The following is a 26,607-nucleotide window of genomic DNA, read 5'->3' on the forward strand; positions in this document are numbered from 1 at the left end:
AAATTATTTTCTGCAAATTTAAAGAAAGAATAATCCTAAAGAAAATTTGCATTGATTTGAAATTTTAATTTTTCACTTTTGAGATAATAATATTAATTTTAATTAACGAAAATTTTAAGAGGAATTATCATGCACGAAAAAAGTATCGAATTATTAAACAAAGCCGTTGCCGATGAATTATACGCAATTCATCAATATATGTATTTTCATTTTCATTGTGATGACCAAGGATATGATCTTTTAGCCGGATTATTTATTAAAACTGCAATTGAAGAAATGGGTCACGTTGAAAAATGTGCGGAGAGAATTTTATTTCTAAAAGGTGATGTGGAAATGAAAGCCGCAAGCGAAGTTAAAAAAATTCACGATGTAAAAGAAATGTTAAAGCTCGCCACAAAAATGGAATTTGACAGTGCAAAAGATTATAATGTTTGGGCAAATGAATGTTCGCAAAACGCTGATTCTGCAACAAAGCAAATTTTTGAATCATTAGTTACAGATGAAGAAAGACATTATGATCAATATGATACCGAAACTGAAAACTTAGAAAAGTTTGGACAAAATTATTTGGCTTTGCAATCAATTGAACGAAGCAAGGGAAGACAAACCAGACCGCAAGCAGAGTAAAATTTATTAAATATTCATAGCTGTTTTAATTTTAAAGTTAAAACAGCTTTTATAAAATCCTATCAAAAAATTATCTTTTCTTACTACTTTAATTTTCCAATTTTATTTAAATAAAACATTGAATGATGACGATAATAAATCACATCATTTAAATTTTATTAGAAATGAAAAAGGTCGCAAAAGAAATTACAAAGGATTTTGCTGTACTAACTGAAAAATATTATACTCTTGAAAAGCAAAATAAAAAAATAAGAAAATCTTTAAAAGAGTTTGAAGATATTTTTCATAATTATAATGATTCAATTTTTATAATTAACGAATTTGGAAAAATTCTAAAAACTAATCAAACCGCACAAACTCTATATAATTATACTTCTAAAGAAATTTTAAGTAAATCCATTTTTGAAATTTGTTCTGAATTAGAAAGAATTAAAATAACAGAGTTATTAAATCAACCTTTAATTGAAACTTTAAATTCATGGGAATCAGAACATAAAACAAAAAATGGAAATGTTTTAAAAGTCAAAGTGCATGTAAAGAAAATAAAATTTGAAAACCAAAACTGTATTATGATTATTGTTCACGATGTTTCTGAATCTGATAATTATAATAATGTATTGGAAAATCAGAAAGACTTATTCATGGCTTTGATGAATAACATAACTGATAGAATTTATTTCAAAGATGTTAATTCAAAATTTATTCTAATTAATAAGGAAATGATTTCAAATCTTCAGTTAACAAATGCTGATGATGCTATTGGAAAATGTGATCATGATTTTTTTGATAAAAAACATGCTGATCAAGCTTTATCGGACGAAAAAAAAGTAATTCGAACAAAACGCGCTATAATTTCCAAATTTGAAAAGGAAAGGGTACAGAACACAAATAAAGATTATCAATGGGTGAATACCACAAAAGTTCCAATAATAAATAAAAATGGAAAAGTTACCGGAATAGTGGGGATTTCAAGAAATGTTACTGCTATAAAAAATGCAGAAAATAAAGTTTTAAAATATGCAAAAGAATTACAATACATTAACGCTGCAAAAGATAAATTCTTTTCAATACTTGCTCACGATCTTAAAAATCCATTTTTCTCATTATTAGGTTATGTTGAATTAATTCAAAAAAATTATAATGAACTTTCTGATTCAGAAAAAGTTGAACTTCTAAATAATATATCTAGTATTTCTAAAAATTCATATCAGCTTTTAGAAAATCTATTACAATGGGCAAGTACGCAAAGCGGAAGAATTGAATACAGACCAAAGGAAATTGATCTGAAAAATTATGTAGAATATATTGTTGAGTTTTTTACGCCAATTGCTCAAAAGAAAAATATTGTAATCGTGAATAATATTACCAATTCTTGTAAAGCTTATGCTGATTCTGATATGATTAGAACTGTTTTGAGAAATTTAATAACTAACGCAATTAAATTTACTCCACAAGACGGAAAAGTTTCTATTGATTCACTTGATAAAAATAATTTTTTCAAAATAACGGTTTCTGATTCTGGATGTGGTTTAGATAAAGAGCATTTAAATAACCTTTTTCGTATAGATATGAACCACAAATCTACTGGAACATGTAACGAAGAAGGAACCGGACTTGGTTTAATTATCTGTAAAGAATTTATTGAAAGAAATGGTGGTCGTATAAGTGTTAAAAGTAAATTGGGTAAAGGCAGCATGTTTTCTTTTACAGTGCCAAAACAAATTTAAATTACCTTTCTTAAATTTTTGTATTATCTTTTCATCAAGTAATCACAATATATTTTTACAAGAATTAAGGATACATTAATTTTAATGAGCTCATTTTCGTGTCCACATTTAAATACTGAAACTTCCTTTTGTATATTGTTAAAAGTTGATTGTGTGCCCGGAAGAAAAGGTTGTGTGTTAACACGTAAATTTCAATTTGCAGTTCCCGCCGAAGAAAGAATTAAACAAAAAGAATCCCAAAGTAATTTTAAGCCAAGAAGTATTCAAAGAAAATTTTCTAAATAAAAATGATAAAAAACATTTACGTTCAAGCATTTTTCATTTGGTTAATATTTGCAATCATAACAATATTTTTTGGCGCTTTCAGAGAAATTTTCTTTATTCCTTTTACCGGTTTAAACGGAAACTTAGCGCGGGCATTGCTTTTACCGCTTGCATTTTTTTATCTAATCGGAATTACATATTTATTTCTAAAGAAAACAAAAGCATCGTATAAAAAATCTGATATGATTAAAATCGGAATATTTTGGTTTACGGCAACAATTTTATTTGAGTTTGGTTTTGGTCATTTTGTAATGGGACATTCAATTTCAAAACTTCTTGCAGACTATAATTTATTTGAAGGAAAAACTTGGGCTTTCTTCTTGATATGTATTTTATTGGCTCCAACCATTGTGTATAAATATTTTCTCAAAAAATAATTTCACTCAATTTTATTTTCGGAAAAAGTTCGACGATAATTTTTGGGAGTAAGATTTGTAATTTCTTTAAACTTTCTGTTAAAGTTGGAAATGTTATTAAATCCAACCTCATAACAAATTTGTGAAATAGAAAAATCTTGATTATTCAAAAGTTTGCACGCTTCGCCAATTCTAACTTCATTAACAAATTCAATAAATGATTTTCGTGTTCGCTCTTTAAAAAATCTGCAAAATGCCGTAACGGAAAGATTTGCAATTTTTGAAATTTCTTCTAAGGTTAAATTTCTATTATAATTGTTAATTACAAAATCGAAAACATCATTAATTCTTTTTCCGTTTTTTTCGGTGTTTCGCAACTCATAAGTTGTTTTACTCAATAATTTAGAATTTTTAGTTTTTGCTAATTGATCTAATATTTTTAGAAATAACAGAAATTTTTCAAATCCTTCTACATCTGAAATATTTAAAAATTCCTTTTTGATTTGATCATTTATTTTTGGTTTGATAAAAATAATTTTTCTTGAATTGAGCAATAACTCATATGCAGATTGAGTTTCCGGCAAATGAAAAAATTTTTCACCAAAAGAAATTTCGGAAAAGTAAATTGAGATTGAATGAGAAATCAGAGAACTTTTTTTCTCATAATAAATTTTATCAGATTTGAAAATATGCGGAATGTTTGATCCAATAATATAAATTTCATCTTTATTAAATTTCCCAATACTGTTTCCAATAATTCTTGTTCCGCTTCCTTCAAGAATATATGATATTTGAATTTCCGGATGATAGTGAAAATTGTCGTAATAATATTTCTGTTTATCAACTTGAACACGGATTGACTGATTATTTGTTTTAGGAATTTTAAAAGATAAAGCTTTCATTATTTATATTATTCTATCATCATTTGTACAAATATATTTATAAACTGATAAAATAGTATCAAACTTTGCAAAAAATGACTAAAATATTTTGTTTATTAAATGCTAATTTTTATAGAGAAAAAAATAAAGGTGAAAAATGCAAGTCAACTGGAAAGGCGTTTATCCGGCAATAACTACAAAGTTTACTGCAGATGATAAATTAGATTTAGAATTGTTTTCCAAAAATGTTGAGTTTCAAATTGAAGCTGGAATTGATGGAATAATATTAGCCGGAAGTTTGGGTGAAGCCTCAACGTTAACAAACGAAGAAAAATTTATTTTAGTTGATGAAACAAAAAAAGTTGCCGGTGGAAAAATTCCCGTAATTCTAAACATTGCAGAACAATCAACAAAAGAAGCTATTCGTATTGCAAAAGAAGCTGAACAAAAAGGTGTAGATGGATTTATGCTTTTGCCGCCAATGCGTTATGCCGCAGATAGTTTGGAAACTGTTGAATATTTTAAAGCTATTGCAAAATCAACAACTTTGTCAATAATGATTTATAACAATCCCGTTGATTATAAAATTCCAGTAACTTTAGAAATGTTTGAACAACTTGCTGAATTAGAAAACATTAATGCGGTAAAAGAATCAACTCGAGATGTGACTAACGTAACACGGATGATAAATAAATTTGGAAATAGATTTAAAATATTGTGCGGTGTTGATACAATTGCTTTAGAATGTTTAGCTCTTGGAGCAGATGGGTGGGTTGGGGGTTTAGTTTGTGCATTTCCAAAAGAAACAGTTGCAATTTATAGATTAACCAAATCCGGAAGAGTTGATGAAGCTGTGAAAATTGTAAGATGGTTTTTACCTTTACTTGAGTTGGATATAAATCCCAAACTTGTACAAAATATTAAATTAGCAGAAACCTATACCGGAATTGGTTCTGAATTTGTTAGAGCTCCAAGATTACCGCTTTATGGAACCGAACGAGAAAAAGTAAAAAATATTATTGAAACAGCTTTAGAAAATCGACCGGTTTTACCGGAATATTTAAGTATAAAAATTGAGAATAATTAATGATAACCGGAAAAAATTATATTGGTAACGCTTTATCAAATAAAGGTGAAAAAACATTTCAAGCATATAATCCAAATAATTTTGAAATGATGGAGGGAGTTTTTTACTGTGCAACTGAAGATGAATTAAATTCTGTAGTTGAATTAGCAAAATCTGCATTTCATAAATACAAAAATTTTTCTGGGATAAAAAAAGCAGAATTTTTAGAATGTATTGCTGAAGAAATTTTAAATCTTGGTGATGAATTAATTCAACGATCAGTTTTAGAAACAGCTTTGCCGGAAGCAAGAATTATTGGTGAACGCGGAAGAACAGTTAATCAACTAAAAATGTTTGCACAATTTCTGAAAGAAGGTTCTTGGGTTGAAGCTTCGATTGATACAGCAATTCCGGAACGTCTGCCAATTCCTAAATCTGATATACGAAAAATGCGTGAAGCTGTTGGTCCGGTTGTGGTTTTTGGTGCCAGTAATTTTCCGCTCGCCTTTTCAACAGCCGGAGGAGATACAGCTTCAGCTTTGGCTGCCGGTTGTCCGGTAATAGTAAAGTCTCATCCGTCTCATCCGGGAACGAGCGAGCTTGTTGCTTCCGCAATTATTAAAGCTGCAGAAAAAACAAAAATGCCTAACGGTATATTTTCATTACTAAATGATTCCGGTTTTGAAATTGGGACGAAATTAGTTAATCATAAAGAAATTAAAGCTGTTGCATTCACTGGTTCTTTTAACGGAGGAAAATCTTTATATGATATTGCAAATAAAAGAGAAGAACCTATTCCGGTTTTTGCGGAAATGGGAAGCACAAATCCGGTTTTTGTTTTACCAAATAAATTAATTATAGATTTTGAAAATGTTGCAACAAATCTCGCATCCTCAATAACTTTGGGCGCGGGACAGTTTTGTACAAATCCCGGTTTAATTATTACTGTTGAAAATCCAAAGCTAAATTTATTTGTTGAATCTTTAGCAAAGAAAATAAACAAAAGTTCCGCAAGTAAAATGTTGAACAAAGGAATTGCGCAAAATTATAATTTGCGAAGAAATAAAATGTTGGAAGAAAAAGGTATAAAGATTGAAGCATATTCTTCACATGATAGTAATTTTGGTAATCCCACTTTGGTTTCTACGAGCGCCAATAATTTTATAAATAATCCAAATTTACACGAAGAAGTTTTTGGTCCCTTTTCTTTAATTGTAATTTGCAAAAATATTGATGAAATGAAAGTGGTTGCAAAAAAGTTAAAAGGACAATTAACTGCAACTTTTATTGCAGAAAAAAATGAACTTTTAGAAAACAATCATTTGATAGACATTATCCGAGATAAAGTAGGAAGAATTATTTTTAACGGTGTTCCAACCGGAGTCGAAGTTTGTTCATCAATACAGCACGGAGGACCTTTTCCGGCAAGTACAGATTCAAGATTTACGTCGGTGGGAACGGATGCAGTTAAAAGATTTACGCGACCAATTTGTTATCAAGATTTTCCGAATGAACTATTACCAGATGAATTGAAAAATGAAAATCCGTTAAATATTTGGCGATTAGTAAATAACAATTTTACACAAAATAAAATTTAACTATGGCGAAGAAAACATTTTTTTGCATTGATGGACACACTTGCGGAAATCCCGTGCGCATTGTTGCCGGCGGAGGTCCATTATTAAACGGCGAAACTATTTTTGAAAAACGACTTCACTTTATGAAAGAATTTGATTGGATTAGAAAAGGTTTAATGTTTGAGCCGCGCGGGCATGATATGATGTCTGGAAGTATTTTGTATCCGCCGAGCAATCCGGAAAATGATATCAGCGTTTTGTTTATTGAAACAAGCGGATGTTTGCCAATGTGCGGTCACGGAACAATTGGAATGATAACAATCGCAATTGAACATGGTTTAATAAATCCTAAGGTTAAAGGAAAAGTACGATTAGAGACTCCGGCCGGTTTGGTTCTTGTTGATTATAATCAAGACGGAGAAAAAGTAAAATCCGTAAAACTTACAAATGTAGCATCATTTTTAGCGGGAGAAAATCTTTCAATCACAAGCTCAGCATTGGGAGAATTAACATTTGATGTTTCTTACGGCGGAAATTTTTATGCAATTATTGATCCTCAAAAAAACTTTGGCGGATTAGAAAATTATTCGGCTGATCAATTAATTAGTTTTAGCAGAGAAATTAGAAATGAAATAAATAAAAAATATTCATTTATACATCCAGAAAATGAACTTATTTCCGGAGTCAGCCATATTCAATGGACCGGAAAAACTATATCCCCGGAAGCAACTGCGCGCAACGCCGTATTTTATGGCGATAAAGCAATCGACCGATCTCCTTGCGGGACGGGCACTTCGGCAAGAATGGCACAGTGGTTTTCAAAAGGTAAATTAAAAGTTGGTGATCAATTTATTCATGAAAGTATAATCGGTTCTCAATTTATTGGAAAAGTTGAAGCTGAAACAAAAGTTGGAAATTACAAAGCAATTATTCCAAGTATTGAAGGCTGGGCAAAAATTACCGGATACAATACAATTATTATTGATGACGATGATCCGTACGCTCATGGATTTCAAGTAATTTAGGAATTTTATTTATGAAAAAAGTTGTAATTATCGGCGGCGGCGTTTCGGGACTTTTCTCTGCATATTATCTAAATAAATTAAATTACGATGTTACAATAATTGATGAGTATAATTTTGATTACGGATGTTCGCATGGCAATGCCGGCTTAGTTGTTCCAAGCCATATTATTCCATTGGCTTCGCCAAGTATAATTCCAAAAGCAATAAAATGGATGTTCAATTCAAAATCTCCTCTTTCATTTTATCCAAGATTAAATAAAGATTTTATTTCTTGGTGTTTTAATTTTTTAAAACATGCAAATAATAAACATGTAAACAATTCAATAATTCCGTTAAGAGATATTTCTTTTTTAAGCAGTAGTTTATACAAAGAAGTTTCCGAAGAATCAAGCAATTCATTTGGATTAACAAACAAAGGTTTATTGATGCTTTATAAAAATGAAAAAACCGCCGAAGAGGAAATTGAGCTTGCTAAACTTTCCAATAAGTATGAAATTGAAACAAAAATTCTATCAAAAAGTGAAATTCAAAATTTAGATCCAAATTGTAAATATGATGTAATTGGTGGAGTTCATTATTTGAGCGATTCTCATTTCACTCCAAATAACTTAATTTCTTCATTAGTAGAAAATTTAAAATCTAAAAATATAAATCTTGTTTCTAATGAGGTTATTCGAAAAATTAAATTCTCGAGTAAGCATATCAGAGGTGTTTCCAGCAATAAAAATACTTACGAAGCCGATTCATTCCTATTTGCTTCCGGTGTTTGGACTTCCGAATTATTAAAGAACATGAAAATTAATATACCTTTAATGCCGGGAAAGGGTTACAGTTTTAATATTGATCAGAAAAATAATTTCCCAACCTACCCATCAATATTGGTTGATGAAAGAGTTGCCGTAACTCCTATGAACGGATTTTTAAGAATTGGTGGAAATATGGAGATTGATACTATAAATCATAAAGTTAGAACAAGTAGAGTAGAAAGTATGATTGAGTCATTTAAAAAATATTATCCGGAATTAAATATTGAAATGCCCATTGAAGAAAATATTTGGCACGGATTACGTCCTTGTTCACCCGATGGGCTTCCCTACATAGGAAATAGTAAATTATATAGTAATTTATTTATTGCAACCGGACATGCAATGTTGGGCATGAGTTTAGGACCAGCAACGGGAAAATTAATTTCCGAAATAATTTCAGATCAAAAAACTTCTGTTAATGTGGAAGCTTATAATCCGGAAAGATATAATTAAAGATTCTCTTTGCTTTCATTACTGCCATCGTATGGAAGATGGCTGCAAGCTAATGGTCAAGAGTATAATTAATTTAAGATGTTTTTTCCAACTCCATTATATTGCAGTCACCGAGCAATCGGTGACAGTAAAAAATTCAATTTTATTTAATTATAATTCCCATCATTTCTGTATTTACAAAAATTATTGAATGATCTTGCAGAATGTAATTTCTTGCACTTGAGTATTTATAATTTTCTTGTTTTACTGCGAACCCAGCTTTAACCGGATTGTTATGAATATAATTTAGTTTTATCCAAAACATTTTTTGATCTCTAATAACTTGATCATCAAACCGATGCTGCCAAAATTTTCTTTTTCTATCTTTGTACTCAAAATCGGATGCGTGTTTTTCGAATTTATTAATTAAATCAAATCGATTTTTATTTTCTAAAATTTCCATAATATCCCATGCACTGTATTTTTTAATATCCCGCATTATATCAGAAATTGTTCCCTTTGATTTATCAATTTGAACAATCCAATGAAAATGAGTTGGCATAATAACATAAGAAAGAATTTCAAAATTATATTTTGTTTGATAATGTTTGATATTAGAAATTAGAATATCGCAGCACTCATCATAAATAAAAACACTGGAATGATTTATTACTGAAGTTGTAACAAAGAAAAAAGATTCGTCAATTAATTTTTCTCGACCTCTTAAAGACATTTTTCCTCATTTTATTGAATGATATTTGTTTGCTTTCATCGATCACTAAATAAAAGTGTTACTTTGTAAAGCCAAAGAAAGTTATTGCCATCGTTTGGACGATGGCAGCAATTCATAAAAGTAAGCACCATCAAAAAACAACGGCAACAAATAATTACGTCTTTGGCATTTATTTTTCAAATATACTTCTTCCCTTCAACCGTTTGGACGTTGTCAGAAAGTTTATAAATATATTTTAATTAAAGATATTCTTCTAAACTTTTATTAACTACATGTATATTATTGCATAGTGTAATTTTTCTAACCCTTTTTTCAATTTCATCTGGTTTGGGATCTATTATTGCTATTTTTTTGGAAGAAAAATCAATTGTGTTAAATAATGTATAGACAGAAGTATCCGCCTCTGGAAAACTGTAACCAATAAAAATGACTTCTTCAGATTTGGAAATTACTGAATGTGCTTTTCGCCATATAGATAATAGTTGAAAACTATTAAATTTTTTAACAAGTGATGGCAATTTGAGAGCCTTAAGATTAATTCCACCCTCATATTCAAAATTTCTCTTTATTTCATTTTTAAAATAATCAGGAAATATAGGGCTTCCATCATCAAGCATATTTTCTATTTTGTAACGATTCTCTAGTTCGGATTCGCGCCAATTTAGGGAGCCATGCATTTTTAATACTAAATGACTTGAACTCTTTTTATTTTCAGCTTTTACTTGGGGGAACTCATCAAACTCGAGCCCATACCCATCTTTGGGCTTCCATAGCTCTTTTTTATAAAGAAATTGTTCCACAATTAAATCATAATTGAAGGTAATAAAATGAGTGTCTTTATTTACCATTTTTTCATAAAAACTATCTAATAAATTTTGATTAATTCTTGGATCTATCAATGTTAAATAAAGATAAGTTGATATTTCATATCGTAATTGTTTTAATTGGGAAGTAGAATAATCCCACAATAAAGGTTTACCATCTAAATTTGATGTCATCACTCCATCTGAGGTTCTTGCCTTCAATTCATACTGAATTCCCAAATCAATCATTGACAAAACAGCTTCAAAGTTTTCTTCATAGTTAGATTCAATAATAGCTGATTTATCATTGGCTCGAGACAGTGGCTGTTTAGCAAATCTATCTTCTAATCTAGTAAGAAATTCAAATATAGATTCTCCCCATTTAATTCTATTTCTATGTTGTTTTATCGTCTCAATGTTTAAAGTTTTTCTAAATGAATTAAACATTTCACAAGTAATGGGTAAACAACCTATAGCCTTAGAAAAACCGGCACCTAAAACAATTGCTTTCCTCATTTTATTATCCTAGTAATATTAGGAGAAATAATTAATAACATTTACTTTAAATTACAAAAATAAATTTAGGCAAATATTCATTCAAACTATTTTTCAACTTTGTGATTGAGTAACTTAATATTTATTTTAATATTAAAATTTTTATAAAATGAAAACTCAAGCCCACTTTGAAAATATTCAATCAATAATCATTGATGAACTTTCAACATCTCAAAAATCTATAAAAATTGCAATTGCCTGGTTTACTGACGATGATATTTTTGAATTATTATGTTCAAAAGCTAATGAAGGGATTGCAATTGAATTACTTGTAATGAATGACCGTATAAATAAAAATTCAAATATTGATTATGATAAACTTAACCAACTTGGTAGCAAAGTATGGCTTATTGAAAATGCAAATTCTCGAAGATCTATCATGCATAATAAATTTTGTATTATTGATCATAGCACAATAATTAGTGGTAGTTACAATTGGACTAAACAAGCACAAAAAAATAATGAAAGCATAACAATAATAAAGGAGAATACCGAGCTTGCAATAGATTTTGAACAAGAATTTGAACATTTAAAAAATACATTAATAAGTAATTATGAAGAAGAAATAACTCCTAATATTGAATTAATAGGATTACGTTTAGAAACACTTAAGAATACTATTCTACTCGAGGACTTAGACGATATCAATTATCAATTAGAAAAGTTAAAAAAACAAACATCTTCCTTTTTACATAATGACTTAATGAATAATTTAAATAATATAATTGAAGAAATTGAAAACCAACACTTTAGTCTATCAATAGAATTAATAGATAATTTCACAAGGAAATTAAAATCACTAATTATCTTTATTGATCCAGAAACTCAAGCTATAAAATTAGAAATTAAAGCTTTGGAATTACAGATTAGTTCACTTGAAGATGAATACGCTTACATGGAAAAAATAATTTATTTATTTCAAGTCGAACATGATAAATTATTAGGAAATATAATTTTACAAATACTGGAACTCAGAAAAAATAGATTAAAAAAAGAGAAAGAAATAATTCCAGAAATGGAAGATGAATATAAAAATTCAGAACAAGAATACAAAAATTATCAAGAAAGTTATGAAATAAGTATAAAAGATGTAGTTATTGATCTTTCAGTGGAAGATAAAATTAAAATTGATAAATTGTTTAGGAAAGCATCAAAAATATGTCATCCAGATATTGTTTCTGAATCTCAAAAAGATGAAGCAACAAAGATTTTTATTGAATTAAAAAAAGCATTTGAGAAAAACGACATAAAGACTGTTGAAAAGATCTACCAAAATCTTCAGAAAGGAATTTTTGTTGCTGTTGGTGAAAATGTGACCGAAAAAAATAAATTACTTTCAATATTATTGGTTTTGAGATCAAAAAGAAATAGTTTGGAGAATAGTTTGAATGAACTTAGAAATGATGAAACTTATTTAAAGGTCAATCAGATATATGAATGGTCAGATTATTTTGAAATAAAGAAACAAGAATTAATTCAAATCTTAGATGAAGAAATTAATTTAATTAATAATGAATAAGAATAAACAACTTATAAAAAAGCGAAATGGTTACTTAACAAATATTAGTAATAAAATATCAATTACTGATAAAATCATTTATGAGTCGGAAACGATTAAAAATATTAAATCATTAAATGAACAATTAACAGATCTGATCAACAAAAAGGAATGGAGACTCTTACTTAAAAAATCAATTGAAATTATACAAAAATACCCAGATGTTGCTTTAGGTTATGTAGGACATAGTGAAAGTCTTTATTACCTTAATTTGCCAATTATTGAGGAATATGGTCCAGCAATTATTAGTGAGTTGGATATTGCCTTAAAAATAATTGATCAAAAGGGTACATATAATTATTATAAAAATCTAAAATATGGAGATCCTTTATCAAGTTTAAAAATTTATATTTTATACTATAAAGCAGAAGTTTATTTTTTAATAAAAAACAAAGAAATGTTTATTGAGCAAGTGAAAAAAATGATGAAATTTGATAGCAACTCTAGGTTATCAAAAATTCTACATATTACAATTTTAACACAAACTAAAGATTTTAGTAATGAAGACAAATTAAATTATTTTAATTGGTTAATTGAAAACAAGCTCGAAACTCTGAAAACATATTATTCTAGAGGTCATTTATTTGAAGAATTAGGAAATATATGGGCTGCAATAAGTGATTTCAATAAAGCAATTGAAGTTGATCCACATTATAAATATTCATACTTATCCTTGGCTTTAGTGCTTGCTGATATTAAACAATATCAAGATGCAATAAAAATGATTTCCAAGGTTATTGATTTAGATGCTAGTAATCCAGACTATTTTATAGCCAGAAGCATCTGGGAAGAAGAAATTGGTGATTTAGAAGGGACCAAATTAGATAAAGAAATTGCAGAAAAGTTGAAAGATAAATAATTCAGACGAACTAAAATTCAAGAGGAACAAGCCCAAGATTATTTAAAAAAGCATTAACAAATTTCAGATTTTCATATATAAGTTTGCTGTCATCGACCACTCGATGACAGTATTTGTTGTTTGATTGTAAAAGTAAGTGTTATCTTCTCTGCCACCGTTTGGACGGAGGCAGCAAGCCAATAATTAGTTTAAGATATTCTTGTTCCCAACTCAATTACCGTAATTTCCGGGGGCATTCCAATTCTTCCGGGAAAACCTATAAATCCTACTCCGGTATTTACATATAAATGTTGATTATTCTCTGTATAAAGTCCGCCCCATCTTTTATAACGAATATTCACCGGGCTCCATCTCCAACCCGGAATTTCAATTCCAAATTGCGCTCCGTGTGTATGACCCGAAATCGTTAAATCAATATTTGTAAAACCTAAAACTTGCTCATCCCAATGAGTCGGATCGTGAGACATCAAAATTTTAAATGATTTTTGTTCAACATTCTCCATCGCTTTTTTCAAATTACCGTATTGAGGAAACGGCGGAAGTCCCCAATTCTCAACTCCGATAAGCTCAATTTCTTCTTCACCAATTTTAATTTTTCTATTTTCGTTCAGCAGCAAATCGAATCCAATATTTTTTTGAGTCTGTATTAATTTTTCTAAATTTGCCTGCTTTGCTTCTTCGGATTTCCACGGAACATATTCTCCGTAATCATGATTTCCTAAAATGGAATATTTGCCAAACTTTGATTTTAAACTTTTCAAAATTGATAAAAACTCATCCATTTCTTCAGCAACATTATTTACAAAATCTCCGGTAAATAATATTAAATCCGGATTAAGAGAATTAATTTTATAAACTACTTCTTCTACAAACTCCGGATTGTTTAATAAACTTCCGATGTGAAAATCTGAGATTTGAATAATTTTTAATCCTTTAAATTTTTTAGGAAGATTGGTAAAATTAAGTTTAACATTTCTAACGATTAAGTTAAATCTTCCCCAGCCGATTCCGTATATAATTGATAAAAAAGGGATGCCGGCTGTTATAATTCCAACACGAGTTAAAAATTGACTTCTGGAAATTTTTACGGAATTATTAGATTCAATATTTTGTTTTTTCTTTCTTGAAAAAATGTGAATTGCGCCGTGAATTAAATCATCAACAAAATTAAAAATGATGAAAATTAATTTGGGAATATAAAATAAAATGAAGGTTCCGGAAATAAAATGAAAGTAGATTAAAAACCTTGCCGGATTTACTTCTTCGCGGAGAATGGGAAAAAATCCCATTCCGGAAATTATTATTACCGGAACTATCCAAAATAAAATTTTAATAATTCGTGATGTTGTTTTGTTCAAATCAATTATTAATTTTTTTACACCTCTGTAAGCATAAAAATCTATTAACAATAGAATTACGCCGAATATTGCAAAAATTAAAAACGGATTACTTCTCATAGTTTTTATTTTCTCTTATTTTTTTCTTTTAAAACTGATTTTATCATTTTGCCGAATTCCTTATCGCGTTTTCTATTTTCAACATACGATCTTTCATAATAATCGGATTCTTTTTTTAACTTCATAAAATTATTATACCGCTTTTCAGAAATTTGACCATTCTTTAAAGCTTCTAAAATTGCACAACCCTTTTCAATTGTGTGTGTACAATCTGCAAATTTACATTTTTCAATTAGACTGCTTATTTCATCAAAAGTTTTTTCTATTCCCTGCGATAAAGAAATGTTTCCTAATTCCCGCATTCCCGGCGTATCAATAATCATTGCTCCATTTTTAAGTAGCACCAATTGTCTTGCCGTAGTTGTGTGTTTTCCCCTGTTATCGCCTTTTCTAACTTCTCTTGTTTCAAACATTTCTTCGCCTAAAATATTATTAAGCAAAGTTGTTTTTCCAACGCCGGATGAACCAATTAAACAGTATGTTTTTTCCGGTAATAAAATATTTACAATTTCTTTAAAACTATTTTCAAAATTACTGAAATGATAAATTGGAATTTTTTCATAATTATTTTTTAGAATCCCCAACTTATTATTTATTTCTTCTTCTTTCAATAAATCGGATTTGCTCAAAAGTATTATTGGTTCTATATTAAACTCGTTTACCATTGCGAGATATCGGTCCAGCCGGTTTGTATTAAAATCGTTATCTAAAGATTGCATAATAAAAGCAAAATCAATATTTGCCGCAATTAGTTGATAGTCAACTTTCTTTCCCGGATTTTTTCTGCTTAATAAAGTTTTTCTAATTAATATTTTATGAATTAAGACCGTTGAATCTTCATCAAACGATTGATAAAAAACAAAATCGCCCGTGGTTGGAAAATCAATTGCAGAATTTGCAGAGAACATTAAATTGCCGGTAATTTTTGCAAATAAATCTTTTTCTCCATTGTTGATAATATAACTTTCGCGCTGAACAGAAATAACCCTCGCAATTTGAAAATTATTTTTCTCACCGCTAAATAAATTAAATTGTTCCTTGGATAAGCCAAGTTTATGAATACTCATTTTATTTTTCTCCAAAATTATAGTTTGCTTTAAGGATAGCTAATTTTAACTATCAAATTATTTTCTGAGGAAATTTTAAAAGGTTAAAACCTTATAAAATTATTTTTAGGCAATCATACTTTGGCTTGTTTACTTGGCTATTTAATGATACAAAAAATATGTTATTATAATTTTTAATTCAAGAATTATTGTGGATGCAAAAATTTGTACATTGAATTGATTCGAAATTGCCGATTAAAGAATTCTGGAATGAAAATTTTGATTATTCAAAAAACTGAATATTTTGATTTTATTTAAATCGAATTAAATTTAATTTATTTCTCAAAAATATTTAAGTAACATGCTTTCAAGTTATATTACATTTTTTATTACCGGATTTCTTTTTATTGTTTTATCAATTCCGCTAATATTTAAAAAAATTAAAATTAATAATTGGTATGGAATTCGATTGCCCCAAACAATGCTGAATGAAAAAGTTTGGTATGAAGTAAATTCTAAAGTCGGAAAATATATTTTTATTTTGGGATTAATTATTTGCTTGTTATCTGTATTACTTTATTTTTATCCATTTATTGATGAGGTTTACACAATTTTTATTTTACTTTCAGCCTTAATTATGGGTTCGGTAATTTTGATTATTTTATCGATAAAATATTCAAATAAGTATAATGATTGAAAATTAATTTTATATAAAACTAAAATACTTTTATGAATAAAAATTTTAATTGGGGAATTATTGGTCCCGGAAGAATTGCAAATAATTTTGCAAAAGCAATCAAAGTAATTGATAACGCAGATGTTTATGCGGTTGCAAGTAGAAATGACGAAAGAGCTAAAAACTTTGCAGATAATTATGGAATAAAAAATATTTACAAATCTTATGAAGAATTAGTAAACGATCCTAAAATTGATGCAGTTTATATTGCAACTCCACACCCGTTTCATTTTGATCAAGCCCAGCTTGCATTAAATGCTGGCAAACCAGTTTTGTGCGAAAAACCATTGACTGTAAATTTTAATAAAGCAAAGCAGCTATTTGATTTAGCTAAAGAGAAAAATGTATTTATAATGGAAGCATTGTGGACTCGTTTTCTTCCTATTTATAAAGTTGTAAGAAATTGGCTTGATGAAAATTTAATTGGTGAAATAAAATTATTAACTTCAACTTTTGGTTATGCCTTTGAAAGAAATTTGGATGATAGATTTTTCAATCACCAATTAGCTGGAGGAGCTTTAATAGATTTGGGAATTTACTCAATAGCAGTTTCACAATGGGTTTTAAGAAAAAATCCAATCTCGTTTTCTGCAAGCGGGTATTTGGGTGAAACCAATGTTGATGAAATGACTGCGGTTAATTTAAATTATGGCAATGGTGTAATTTCACAATTTAGCTGTAATTTAATTTCACAAAATGAAAATTCATTTATTATTTACGGAACAAAAGGACATATTAAAATTCATTGTATGTTTTGGGCTGCAACAAAAGCCACATTATTTATTAATGAAAGTGAAACTATTGAGGAAAGACCTTTTCGCGCAACCGGTTTTGAATATCAAATTGAAGAAGCTATGAATTGTATTAAAACTGGTAAATTACAAAGTGATGAAATATCTTACGAAAGAACTTTGGCAAATATGAAACTTATGGATGATATTCGGAAATCAATCGGATTGAAATATTCTTTTGAATAAAATTTATTTTATCAACAATTTGTGAGATAAAAATGAAACAGTTAAAACCGGAAAGAGTAATTGAATTTGTTGAAACAATAATTTACGGAATAATTATTTTGTTTTTAATTACCGGTTCTGTGCTTTTAATTTATGATGAAATAAATACAATTTCACATTACTTTAACTCTCCTAATTCCGTTGAAGTAATAATAGAAATTATTGCAAAAACCCTTTTACTTATAATGATAATTGAAATTATGTACACAGTCAGAATTTCAATTAAAAACCATACTCTTTGCGCAGAACCATTTTTGATTGTCGGATTAATCGCATCCATACGAAGAATATTAATTATAAGCGTTGAGACTTCTTACGAACATGAATTCTTTCAAAATTTTATGATTGAAATCGGCGTTTTAGTAATGCTGGTCTTTATATTTGTAATCTCAATTGTTTTACTTAACAAAAAAGTGGAAGTTTCTAAAACTTTATTACGCGATTAAATATTATTTTTATAATTGTTAAAAGGTCAATTCTTTTTCTCTCATCATATTTAACAATTTCTTAAAATTAAATTCTCTAACTTCACACACAAAAAAATGGGTTAAATATACTTGCGGTATTTCATAATAATTATATTGTCATTTTTACTATTTCAAATAAATTATGCACAAAGCAATAATTCAACTTTAAGTGGATTTATTTACGATGCAAATTCCGGCGAAACATTAATTGGTGCAAATGTTTTTATAAAAGAATTAAGCGCCGGCACTGCTTCTAACGAATATGGATTTTATTCCCTCTCCGTTCCATCTTCAAATTATAATGTGGAGTTTAGTTTTGTTGGATATGAAAAACAATCGCTTAAAATTGATTTAACAAACTCCGTTAAACTTAACATCAATCTTTCCGATAAGACTTTAAATTTGGAAGAAGTTGTTGTTACCGATGTAAAAGCTGATCAGAATGTCAAATCAACTGAAATGGGCACATCTGAAATTGTTCCAAAAGAAATTGAAAAAGTGCCTATAATATTCGGCGAAAAAGACATTTTAAAAACTATTCAATTACTTCCCGGAATTTCTTCTGCGGGTGAAGGTAACAGCGGTTTTGTTGTTCGCGGAGGTTCTGTAGATCAAAATTTAATTATTCTTGATGAAGCGCCGGTTTATAATGCATCGCATTTAATGGGATTTTTTTCCGTCTTTAATTCCGATGCAATTAAAAGTGCTAAAATTATTAAGGGAATAAGCGGACCGGAATACGGCGGAAGATTAAGCTCCGTGCTTGATATTTCAATGAAAGACGGAAGCAACAAACAATATTCGGCGTACGGCGGAATTGGATTAATTTCTTCCCGCTTAACTTTTGAGGGACCAATTTCTGCAAACGAAGGCTCCTTTATTTTTGCGGGAAGAAGAACTTATGCCGATTTGTTTTTCCCTCTTTTCGGCGAAGACAGATTAAAAAATTCCATATTATATTTTTATGATTTCAATGGAAAACTTAATTATAGATTGGGTGAATCAGATAGAATATTTTTTTCCGGATATAACGGCAGAGATATTTTTAGTTTTAATGATGAATTTGGATTTGATTGGGGAAACACAACCGCAACTTTAAGATGGAATCATATTTTTAGTGAAAAACTTTTCTCGAATTCAACATTAATTTACAGCGATTATAATTATGATATAAATATTGAAGATACGGAACAATCAACCACGATAAGCTCCGGAATACGAGATATTAATTTTGAGCAAGATTTACAATATTACTTCAATACTGATCATACTTTTAAATTTGGTTTAAATGCCGTTTATCATACATTTCTTCCCGGAGAAATTTCTGTAACCGGAAATACAAATTTTAATTCGAAAAAAATTGATAATCATTATGCAATTGAAGCTAATTCCTATTTGTCACACGAGTGGAAAATTAATGAATTGCTGAAAGTAAATTATGGATTTAGATTTTCTTCTTTCAATCTTATTGGAAGTGGAGAAATTTATTCTTTTGATAACGATGGAAATTTAACCGATACAAAAAATTATACAAGCGGTGAATTAATAAAATCATATAATTTTCTTGAGCCAAGATTTTCCGCAAATTATTTATTAGATGAAACAAGTTCGGTAAAATTTGGTTATGCAAAAAACACTCAGAACATTCACCTATTATCTACAGCCTCAACTTCAACCCCTTTAGATATCTGGCAGCCAAGCACTTCTTTAATTAAACCGGAAGTTTCAAATTTATTTTCTTTGGGTTATTTCAGAAATTTCAATAATAATCTTTTTGAATCATCCATTGAAATTTATTATAAAGATATGCAGAATTTAATTGAATATAAAAACGGCGCCGATATTTTTCTTAATGAATATATTGAATCGCAGCTTGTGTTTGGAAGCGGCTGGGCTTATGGTTTAGAATTTTATTTTGAAAAGAAAGTCGGAAAATTTACCGGCTGGCTCAGTTATACTTTATCAACAACTAAAAGAAAATTTGAAGAAATTAATAACGGAAATAGCTTTCCGGCAAGACAAGATAGAACTCACGATATTGCTTTAGTAGGAATTTATAACTTAAATGATAAATGGTCATTTTCCGCAAATTGGATTTATTACACGGGACTTGCGGCTACTTTTCCAAGCGGTAAATATCAAATTGATGGAGAGACTATAAATCTTTTTACTGAGCGAAATGGTTATAGAATGCCCGATTATCACCGTTTGGATTTGGGAGCGACATACTATTTTAATAAATCGGAAGACAGCGAAATGAGTTTATCTTTTTCGCTTTACAATGTTTATGCAAGAGAAAATGCTTTTAGAATAACTTTTGAAGAAGATGAAAATGATCCGAGTAAAACACAAGCAATAAAATTAGCATTGTTTTCAATTGTTCCATCAATAACATTTAATTTTAGATTTTAATTATGAAAATAAATTATTTGAAAATTTCAGAAATATTAAATAAATATAATTCTGAATCCGCATTAACTGAAGATTCTCATTTGAATTTTAAATCGAGATATTTCGCTTCGCTCAATATGACAAAATCTGGTTTTGCAAAAATGTTAATAATATTTTTATTCATGATTCTTTTTATTAGCTGCGAAGAAGTTATTGAACTTGATCTGAATTCTGCTGATCCCGCAATTGTAATTGAAGCAAATCTTACAAATTCATTGGATAAAAATTTTGTGTATATAACCGAATCAACAGATTTTTACAATCCGGGAAATTATAAATTAATTTCCGGTGCAGAAATAACAATTACAGAAAATAATTCCGCAAATTATATTTTGAATGAAATTTCCCCCGGAAAATATTTTAATCAAAATCTTTTGGCAGCGCCGGAAAACCAATACAGAATTGACGTAAATTACAACAATAAAAATTTTACCGCAATTTCCTCATCGCCAAATCCAATAACTATTGATAGTATTTCTTATGTTTTAGAATCCCGCCCTTTCAATAAAGATAAAAAATTTCTTGAACTTCATGTTCATTTTCAAGACAATCCAAATCAAAATGATTTTGCAAGATTTATTGTTTATAAGAATAATGAAAAACTTAATGGGATTTTCCTTTATGATGATAGATTAACAAACGGAAATTATATTGATTTTTTCTTTTTCAATTTTGATGATGAAGAATTTATTGCAGATGATTTAATTACCGTAGAATTACAAACAATTGATGAAAAAACTCATACTTATTTTAAAACATTACGCAATGCCCGTGCAAATGCACGAAGCGGACCTTTTGGATCTTCGGCTCCCGCAAATCCGGAAACAAATTGGAACAATAATGCGCTCGGGTATTTTAGCGCATTTATAGTTTCAGAAAAATCAATTGTGCTGAATTAAAATAAAAATTTTTTTTAGTTCAATTATTTTGGGATCAAAAATATTTTAAAAAAGACATTAAACTCTTGCTTTTCATTGCCAATCTGTTAAATTATATCATAGTAACAAAACACAATACTTCTCTCCTTAAATGGAATTTAAAATAGGAGATGATAAAATGAAAACTTCAAAAATCAAAAAAGTATTTATTCTTAAAGCAGTTCCATTTTCTCTAATCTGCCTAATTTCATATTTAGTATTTGGCTGTGCAAGCTCAACTGAAATGCGCGTTTCTGAATTCAAATTCATTTACTCGGGGCAAGATTTTATTTTGCGCTCTGCTTATTGTCCAAACAATCCAAAATCATGTAATCAAATTATCGGATCAAATTTTGTTGCGGCAGATTTAAATCAAGATAGAATAATTGATGAAGTAATTAATGGCGAAATTTCTATCTCTAAAGCCCAAACTATTTATGATTACTGTTTGGAAAATTTGGAAAAACAAGGAAAGGTAAACCAAATTGATTTGGGAAATTCCACTTATACTTTTATTGAAAATAATATTACTTATGAAATTAAAAGTTTTTCATCTATTAAAAACATTCATTTTAATCAATTTTCGATAAAAGAAAAGTTTCATTTAACAAGTTTCAAAATCGCTGTTTTTGTTGATAATAATGCCGATGGAAAGCTTGACGAAACTTTAAAAGGTGAAATTTCCGTTTCCGAAGCGCAAGCAAAATATGAAATGCTTATTAAAAAAGGTTTAGCCTCACATAAACTTTCTAAAAATAACGGTTTTATATTAAGCAAATAATTTATTTTAGGAATTCTTAAATGTTTTAAACAAACCTAAAAAATAAATTGCTGAAATAATATTTGTTCATTATATTAACGTTGTTAATTAAATAAACATTGATAAATATATAAACGACGATAATGGATAATAAAATAATTCAAGAAGAAAGAATGAAAGGATATTTCATTCAAGCGACAAAAAAAATTCTTAAGGGCGAAGGATTAAAAGCCGTTAATGTAAGAAATATTGCAAGAGAAGCTGGTTATTCTTCAGCTACACTTTATAATTATTTTAACGATATAAAAGATCTTATTTTTGAATGTGTCAAGGATTTTCAATCGGAATGTGAAGAAATTGTGAAATTTGAAACTCAAAATAGCGAAAGGGGTTTATATCGAATTAAAAAGGTTACAATATCTTATTTGAAATTTTTCGTTCAATACCCGGGAATTTTTGAATTATTCTTTCTGGAAAAAGCAAATGATCTTGGTCAAAAAAAGCAGACAATAAATTTGATTTATAATTTTCACGATAAACTCTGTGAAAACGAATGGAAACATTGCATTGAAAACAATATTTGTACAAAGGAAATTGCAGATTTAAAAATGGAAACCTTGAAGAATTTATCGGTCGGAATTTTACTTTTTTATCTCAATAGATTTAATCCGGCAAATTATAATGATTTTGTCGAATTAACAGAAAGACAACTTGATAGTATTTTAAATTGAAAAATCAGAGTGGTTCTTCGTGACTTAAACAGTGGATTGTTCCCAATCCCCAAACTAAATCAACGGAATGAATTCCGATCACTTCTCTATCCGGAAAAAGTTCTTTAATTATATTTAATGCAATTCTATCATTCGGATCGTTAAAAGTAGGAACCAATACTGCGTAATTAGAAATAAAAAAATTTGCGTAACTTGCTGGAAGTCGCATTCCTTCAAAAATAATTGGAGATGGCATTGGAAGCTTAACCACATTGGGTTTAGAACCGTTTTCTAATTTTACATCTTCAAGAATTTCTAAATTTTCTTTTAGATTTTTGTAATTTTTATCGGATGAATTTTCTTCACTGCAAATTAATAAAGTGTTGGAATTTACAAATCTGCACAAATCATCAACGTGTCCGTGTGTATCATCTCCTGCAATTCCATTTTTCAACCAAATTACATTTTCAATTCCCAAATATTTTTGGAAAATTTCATCATAATCATTTTTGGTAAAACCGGGATTACGAGTTTGCACTTTTTCATCAAGCAGACATTCTTCTGTTGTTAATAAAGTTCCATTTCCATTTATATCAATTACGCCGCCTTCCAAAACAACATTTTTATTTTTATGAATTGCAGATTCAATTTCAAGATTTATGTGTTTAGCTAAAATATGAGGAATTTTTCTATCCAATTTATGATTTGAATATTTCGCCCAACCATTGAAAGTAAACTCAACTGCTTTTGTTTTATTTCCAACTTTTACAAATGAAGGCGAAGAATCACGCATCCATCCGCGATCTGTTTTGGCTATTATAAAATCAATATTTTCAGAAAAAATTTCTGCACGTGTTAAATAATTTTTAACTTTTTCTTGATGATTTTTTGATTGAACAATTATTCTAACAATTTCTCCGCGTGATAAATATTTTACAATTTCCGTGTAAACCCAATGAATAGGCATAAACTTTCCGGGCCAATCTTCTTTTTGGTGAGGCCAGCAAATTATTGTTGATTTGTGTTCTTCCCATTCGGCGGGATATCTTAAATTTTCACTCATTAATTTTCATCCAAAAATCTTTTAGTTATTCCGTCATAAGCATCAATTCTTCTATCGCGTAAGAACGGCCAATTCCGTCTTATAGTTTCAATATGATTTAAATCTATTTCTGCCAATAAAATTTCTTCTTTATCCTCAGAAGCTTTGGCTATAAAAACTCCTTGAGGATCACAAATAAATGACGAACCCCAAAATATAATTCCGTCTTGCTCTTTTACGGTTTTTTCAAAACCAATTCTATTTGCAGAAGCAACGTAAACTCCATTTGCTATTGCATGAGAACGTTGAATTGTAATCCACGAATCTTGTTGAGCTTTTCCGTATCTTTCTTTTTCAGATGGATGCCAGCCAATAGCGGTGGGATAAAATAAAACTTCTGCCCCTTTTAAAGCTGTTAATCTTGCGCCTTCCGGAAACCATTGATCCCAACAAATTAATGTTCCAATTTTTCCGAATTTAGTTTGGAAAGTTTTAAATCCTAAATCGCCGGGAGTGAAATAATATTTTTCATAAAATGCCGGATCATCCGGAATATGCATTTTTCTGTAAACTCCTAAAACTGAACCATCTGCATCAATAATTACATTACTGTTGTGATAAATTCCCGGTGCGCGTTTTTCAAAAATTGGTACAATTATCGAAACTTTATTTTTTTTTGCGGATTTCTGAAAAGCCGAAACTGAAGGACCATCAATTGTTTCTGCTAAATTAAAAAGTGATGAATCTTCCTTCTGACAAAAATATTGCGAACGGTAAAGTTCCGGCAGACAAATAACTTGTGCGCCTTTTTTTGCAGCTTTATCAACCCAAGATAAAGTTTTCTTTGTATTATCTTTCAAATCAGATGAAAACGCAAGCTGTAAAAGTCCAATAGTATATTTATTATTTTTTGTTTTACTCATTTTATATTCCAAAACATTAATAAGTGAAATATAAAAAACTTTTCATTTTCAATTTTATAATTTGTAAAAGTTTCTATGTTTAACTTGATTTTTGGATAAAACATTATAATCTTATAATTAGGTTTTAAAGTAATTCTCAATTTCAAACAAAATAAAGGAAATAAATTATGGGAATTTTATCATGGATAGTTTTTGGATTGATAGCCGGAGCAGTTGCTAAATTAATTATGCCTGGTAAAGATCCCGGCGGTATGATAATTACAATTTTAATTGGAGTTGCCGGAGCTTTCGTCGGCGGTTTTATTGGATCTTTTTTAGGATTGGGAGATATTTCCGGATTTGATTTCAGAAGTTTCGCAATGGCAATTGCCGGTTCAATTATTTTACTTTTCATTTATCGAAAATTTAAATCAAAATAAATAATTTGAGAGTATATAATTTTTGTATGCTCTCATTTTTTTCTTTTAATATTTCCTTAATTATCTCTTTAGTTTAATAAAACAATTCTTATTTTTAAATAAGTTTTAATTGAATGGAGATAAATTATGAATTCCCAAAATTCAAATTCCTTTAATAATTCAAGAAGAGATTTTATCAAAAAAGTTTCTCTTGGAGCCGGTGCAATTTCATTAGGTTTTACTTCACCACTATTTAGAAGTAAAAATTTTCTTGATGATAAAAATAATAAAATGGGAATTGCACTTGTCGGACTTGGGAATTACAGTAAAAATAATTTAGCTCCGGCACTTCAAGAAACTAATGAATGTTATCTTGCCGGAATTGTTACCGGAACTCCTTCCAAAGCTGATGAATGGTCGAAGAAATATAATATTCCGCAAAACAATATTTACAATTATGAAAATTTTGATAACATAATTAATAACGATGAAATAAAAATTGTATATGTGGTTCTGCCGAATTCAATGCACGCCGAGTTTACAATCCGTGCAGCAAAAGCCGGCAAACATGTTATCTGCGAAAAGCCAATGGCAATGGATGTAAAAGAATGTCAAACAATGATTAATGCGTGCAAAGAAAATAATGTCGGACTATCAATTGGTTACAGAATGCAATACGAACAGCATACAATTGAAATTATAAGAATGGCGAGAGAAAAAGAATTTGGAAATTTGGTTACAATAAATGCCGGTGCCGGATTTTATATGGGAAACACAAATGCATGGCGGGCAAAAAAGCAATGGGCGGCGGTGCAATGCAAGATATTGGAGTTTATTCATTGAATGCGGCAAGATATGTAACCGGCGAAGAACCCGTTTCTGTAACTGCTCAAAGTTATAATTCCAGACCAAATGAATTAACCGAAATTGATGAAACCGTTACTTTCCAACTTTTATTTCCAAGCGGATTAATTGCAAATTGTATGGGAAGTTTTGGATTGGGAGTCTCTAATCTTTATGTTCAAGCAAGAAATGGCTGGTTTGGTTTAAATCCATTTTCTTCTTATAGGGGAATAAAAGGAATTAGTTCAAAAGGACCAATTCAGTTTACCGAGAAAAATCAGCAAGCTATTCAAATGGATGAAATGGCAATTTCGTTTAGAGATAATAAACCTTTAAAAGTTACTGGCGAAGAAGGATTAAAAGACGTAAGAATTATTAACGCAATTGAAGAATCTATTAAAACTAATTCTAAAATTATGTTATAAGTTTAAAAATCTTAAAATGAATAGAACGCAGATTTTACTGATCTATTATGATTTTCATGAATAATTTTTTGAAGAAAAAAATTAATC

Annotated in this window: 24 protein-coding genes and 1 pseudogene; 18 read left to right on the plus strand and 7 right to left on the minus strand. The window is 29.1% G+C overall.

Annotated features, from left to right (window positions below; genetic code table 11):
- Nucleotides 1-129: 129 nt before the first annotated feature.
- The 3 genes from IPH62_05940 (at nt 130) to IPH62_05950 (ending at nt 3,055) form a co-directional block, all read left to right on the plus strand.
- Nucleotides 130-627 (plus strand): bacterioferritin, encoded by a 498-nt coding sequence (locus tag IPH62_05940; GenBank protein MBK7104806.1) that lies wholly within the window; start codon nt 130-132, stop codon nt 625-627.
- Between the two features lie 164 nt (nt 628-791).
- Nucleotides 792-2,354, plus strand: a complete 1,563-nt coding sequence (locus tag IPH62_05945; GenBank protein ID MBK7104807.1) for a PAS domain-containing sensor histidine kinase — start codon at nt 792-794, stop codon at nt 2,352-2,354.
- 287 nt (nt 2,355-2,641) lie between these two features.
- Nucleotides 2,642-3,055: a hypothetical protein gene (locus IPH62_05950; GenBank protein MBK7104808.1), complete on the plus strand. Its 414-nt coding sequence runs from the start codon at nt 2,642-2,644 to the stop codon at nt 3,053-3,055.
- Between the two features lie 2 nt (nt 3,056-3,057).
- Here the strand turns inward: IPH62_05950 and IPH62_05955 are convergent, their stop codons facing one another.
- Nucleotides 3,058-3,936, minus strand: coding sequence for a helix-turn-helix domain-containing protein (locus IPH62_05955; GenBank protein MBK7104809.1), 879 nt, complete (start codon nt 3,934-3,936; stop codon nt 3,058-3,060).
- A gap of 136 nt (nt 3,937-4,072) precedes the next feature.
- Here IPH62_05955 and IPH62_05960 point away from each other — a divergent pair, with 136 nt between their 5' ends.
- The 4 genes from IPH62_05960 to IPH62_05975 are packed head-to-tail and all read left to right on the plus strand — an operon-like array spanning nt 4,073 to nt 8,842.
- On the plus strand, nt 4,073-5,002 hold the full coding sequence (locus IPH62_05960) for a dihydrodipicolinate synthase family protein (protein ID MBK7104810.1): 930 nt from the start codon (nt 4,073-4,075) through the stop codon (nt 5,000-5,002).
- Nucleotides 5,002-6,579, plus strand: a complete 1,578-nt coding sequence (locus IPH62_05965) for an aldehyde dehydrogenase (NADP(+)) (protein MBK7104811.1) — start codon at nt 5,002-5,004, stop codon at nt 6,577-6,579. Before IPH62_05960 ends, IPH62_05965 begins: the two co-directional genes overlap by 1 nt.
- A 2-nt stretch (nt 6,580-6,581) precedes the next feature.
- Complete coding sequence (locus IPH62_05970; protein ID MBK7104812.1) at nt 6,582-7,583, plus strand: 4-hydroxyproline epimerase; 1,002 nt, start codon at nt 6,582-6,584, stop codon at nt 7,581-7,583.
- An 11-nt stretch (nt 7,584-7,594) separates the two neighbouring features.
- Nucleotides 7,595-8,842 (plus strand): FAD-dependent oxidoreductase, encoded by a 1,248-nt coding sequence (locus IPH62_05975; GenBank protein MBK7104813.1) that lies wholly within the window; start codon nt 7,595-7,597, stop codon nt 8,840-8,842.
- A gap of 142 nt (nt 8,843-8,984) precedes the next feature.
- On the opposite strand, the gene IPH62_05980 is transcribed toward IPH62_05975, so the two are convergent.
- Together IPH62_05980 and IPH62_05985 are read right to left on the minus strand one after the other, a co-directional pair.
- Nucleotides 8,985-9,554: a transposase gene (locus IPH62_05980; protein MBK7104814.1), complete on the minus strand. Its 570-nt coding sequence runs from the start codon at nt 9,552-9,554 to the stop codon at nt 8,985-8,987.
- A 239-nt stretch (nt 9,555-9,793) separates the two neighbouring features.
- Complete coding sequence (locus IPH62_05985) at nt 9,794-10,873, minus strand: SIR2 family protein (protein ID MBK7104815.1); 1,080 nt, start codon at nt 10,871-10,873, stop codon at nt 9,794-9,796.
- A 148-nt stretch (nt 10,874-11,021) separates the two neighbouring features.
- On the opposite strand from IPH62_05985, the gene IPH62_05990 reads away from it, so the two are divergent.
- The gene (locus IPH62_05990) at nt 11,022-12,431 is read left to right on the plus strand and encodes a DUF1669 domain-containing protein (GenBank protein MBK7104816.1); all 1,410 of its coding nucleotides are present in this window, start codon (nt 11,022-11,024) and stop codon (nt 12,429-12,431) included.
- Entirely contained in the window at nt 12,424-13,329 is a 906-nt protein-coding gene (locus IPH62_05995; protein MBK7104817.1) for a hypothetical protein, read from the plus strand. The genes IPH62_05990 and IPH62_05995 overlap by 8 nt, the downstream gene beginning before the upstream one ends.
- Nucleotides 13,330-13,517: 188 nt before the next feature.
- Here the strand turns inward: IPH62_05995 and IPH62_06000 are convergent, their stop codons facing one another.
- Together IPH62_06000 and rsgA are read right to left on the minus strand one after the other, a co-directional pair.
- Complete coding sequence (locus IPH62_06000; protein ID MBK7104818.1) at nt 13,518-14,786, minus strand: metallophosphoesterase; 1,269 nt, start codon at nt 14,784-14,786, stop codon at nt 13,518-13,520.
- 5 nt (nt 14,787-14,791) lie between these two features.
- Entirely contained in the window at nt 14,792-15,853 is a 1,062-nt protein-coding gene (gene rsgA / locus IPH62_06005; protein MBK7104819.1) for a ribosome small subunit-dependent GTPase A, read from the minus strand.
- Nucleotides 15,854-16,193: 340 nt separating this feature from the next.
- On the opposite strand from rsgA, the gene IPH62_06010 reads away from it, so the two are divergent.
- The 7 genes from IPH62_06010 to IPH62_06040 all read left to right on the plus strand — a co-directional run bounded on the left by IPH62_06010 (nt 16,194) and on the right by IPH62_06040 (nt 22,910).
- Entirely contained in the window at nt 16,194-16,529 is a 336-nt protein-coding gene (locus IPH62_06010; protein MBK7104820.1) for an SdpI family protein, read from the plus strand.
- A gap of 32 nt (nt 16,530-16,561) precedes the next feature.
- A complete protein-coding gene (locus tag IPH62_06015; GenBank protein MBK7104821.1) occupies nt 16,562-17,545 on the plus strand; it encodes a Gfo/Idh/MocA family oxidoreductase in 984 nt (327 codons plus the stop codon).
- A 32-nt stretch (nt 17,546-17,577) separates the two neighbouring features.
- Nucleotides 17,578-18,030 (plus strand): hypothetical protein, encoded by a 453-nt coding sequence (locus IPH62_06020; GenBank protein MBK7104822.1) that lies wholly within the window; start codon nt 17,578-17,580, stop codon nt 18,028-18,030.
- Nucleotides 18,031-18,141: 111 nt separating this feature from the next.
- On the plus strand, nt 18,142-20,463 hold the full coding sequence (locus IPH62_06025) for a TonB-dependent receptor (GenBank protein MBK7104823.1): 2,322 nt from the start codon (nt 18,142-18,144) through the stop codon (nt 20,461-20,463).
- Between the two features lie 2 nt (nt 20,464-20,465).
- Nucleotides 20,466-21,401 carry a DUF4249 domain-containing protein gene (locus IPH62_06030; GenBank protein ID MBK7104824.1) on the plus strand — a complete coding sequence of 312 codons (936 nt, stop codon included), beginning with the start codon at nt 20,466-20,468 and terminating at the stop codon, nt 21,399-21,401.
- 157 nt (nt 21,402-21,558) lie between these two features.
- Nucleotides 21,559-22,200, plus strand: coding sequence for a hypothetical protein (locus IPH62_06035; GenBank protein ID MBK7104825.1), 642 nt, complete (start codon nt 21,559-21,561; stop codon nt 22,198-22,200).
- A 122-nt stretch (nt 22,201-22,322) separates the two neighbouring features.
- Complete coding sequence (locus tag IPH62_06040) at nt 22,323-22,910, plus strand: TetR/AcrR family transcriptional regulator (protein ID MBK7104826.1); 588 nt, start codon at nt 22,323-22,325, stop codon at nt 22,908-22,910.
- 4 nt (nt 22,911-22,914) lie between these two features.
- On the opposite strand, the gene IPH62_06045 is transcribed toward IPH62_06040, so the two are convergent.
- Both IPH62_06045 and IPH62_06050 read right to left on the minus strand, forming a co-directional pair.
- Nucleotides 22,915-23,952: an agmatine deiminase family protein gene (locus tag IPH62_06045; protein ID MBK7104827.1), complete on the minus strand. Its 1,038-nt coding sequence runs from the start codon at nt 23,950-23,952 to the stop codon at nt 22,915-22,917.
- Nucleotides 23,952-24,854 (minus strand): carbon-nitrogen hydrolase, encoded by a 903-nt coding sequence (locus IPH62_06050; GenBank protein ID MBK7104828.1) that lies wholly within the window; start codon nt 24,852-24,854, stop codon nt 23,952-23,954. The genes IPH62_06045 and IPH62_06050 overlap by 1 nt, the downstream gene beginning before the upstream one ends.
- Nucleotides 24,855-25,021: 167 nt before the next feature.
- On the opposite strand from IPH62_06050, the gene IPH62_06055 reads away from it, so the two are divergent.
- Together IPH62_06055 and IPH62_06060 are read left to right on the plus strand one after the other, a co-directional pair.
- Nucleotides 25,022-25,273 carry a GlsB/YeaQ/YmgE family stress response membrane protein gene (locus tag IPH62_06055; protein MBK7104829.1) on the plus strand — a complete coding sequence of 84 codons (252 nt, stop codon included), beginning with the start codon at nt 25,022-25,024 and terminating at the stop codon, nt 25,271-25,273.
- A gap of 126 nt (nt 25,274-25,399) precedes the next feature.
- A pseudogene (locus IPH62_06060) lies at nt 25,400-26,520 on the plus strand (Gfo/Idh/MocA family oxidoreductase).
- Nucleotides 26,521-26,607 lie beyond the last annotated feature (87 nt).

Source organism: Ignavibacteriota bacterium (genome assembly GCA_016708125.1).
Classification (GTDB): domain Bacteria; phylum Bacteroidota; class Ignavibacteria; order Ignavibacteriales; family Melioribacteraceae.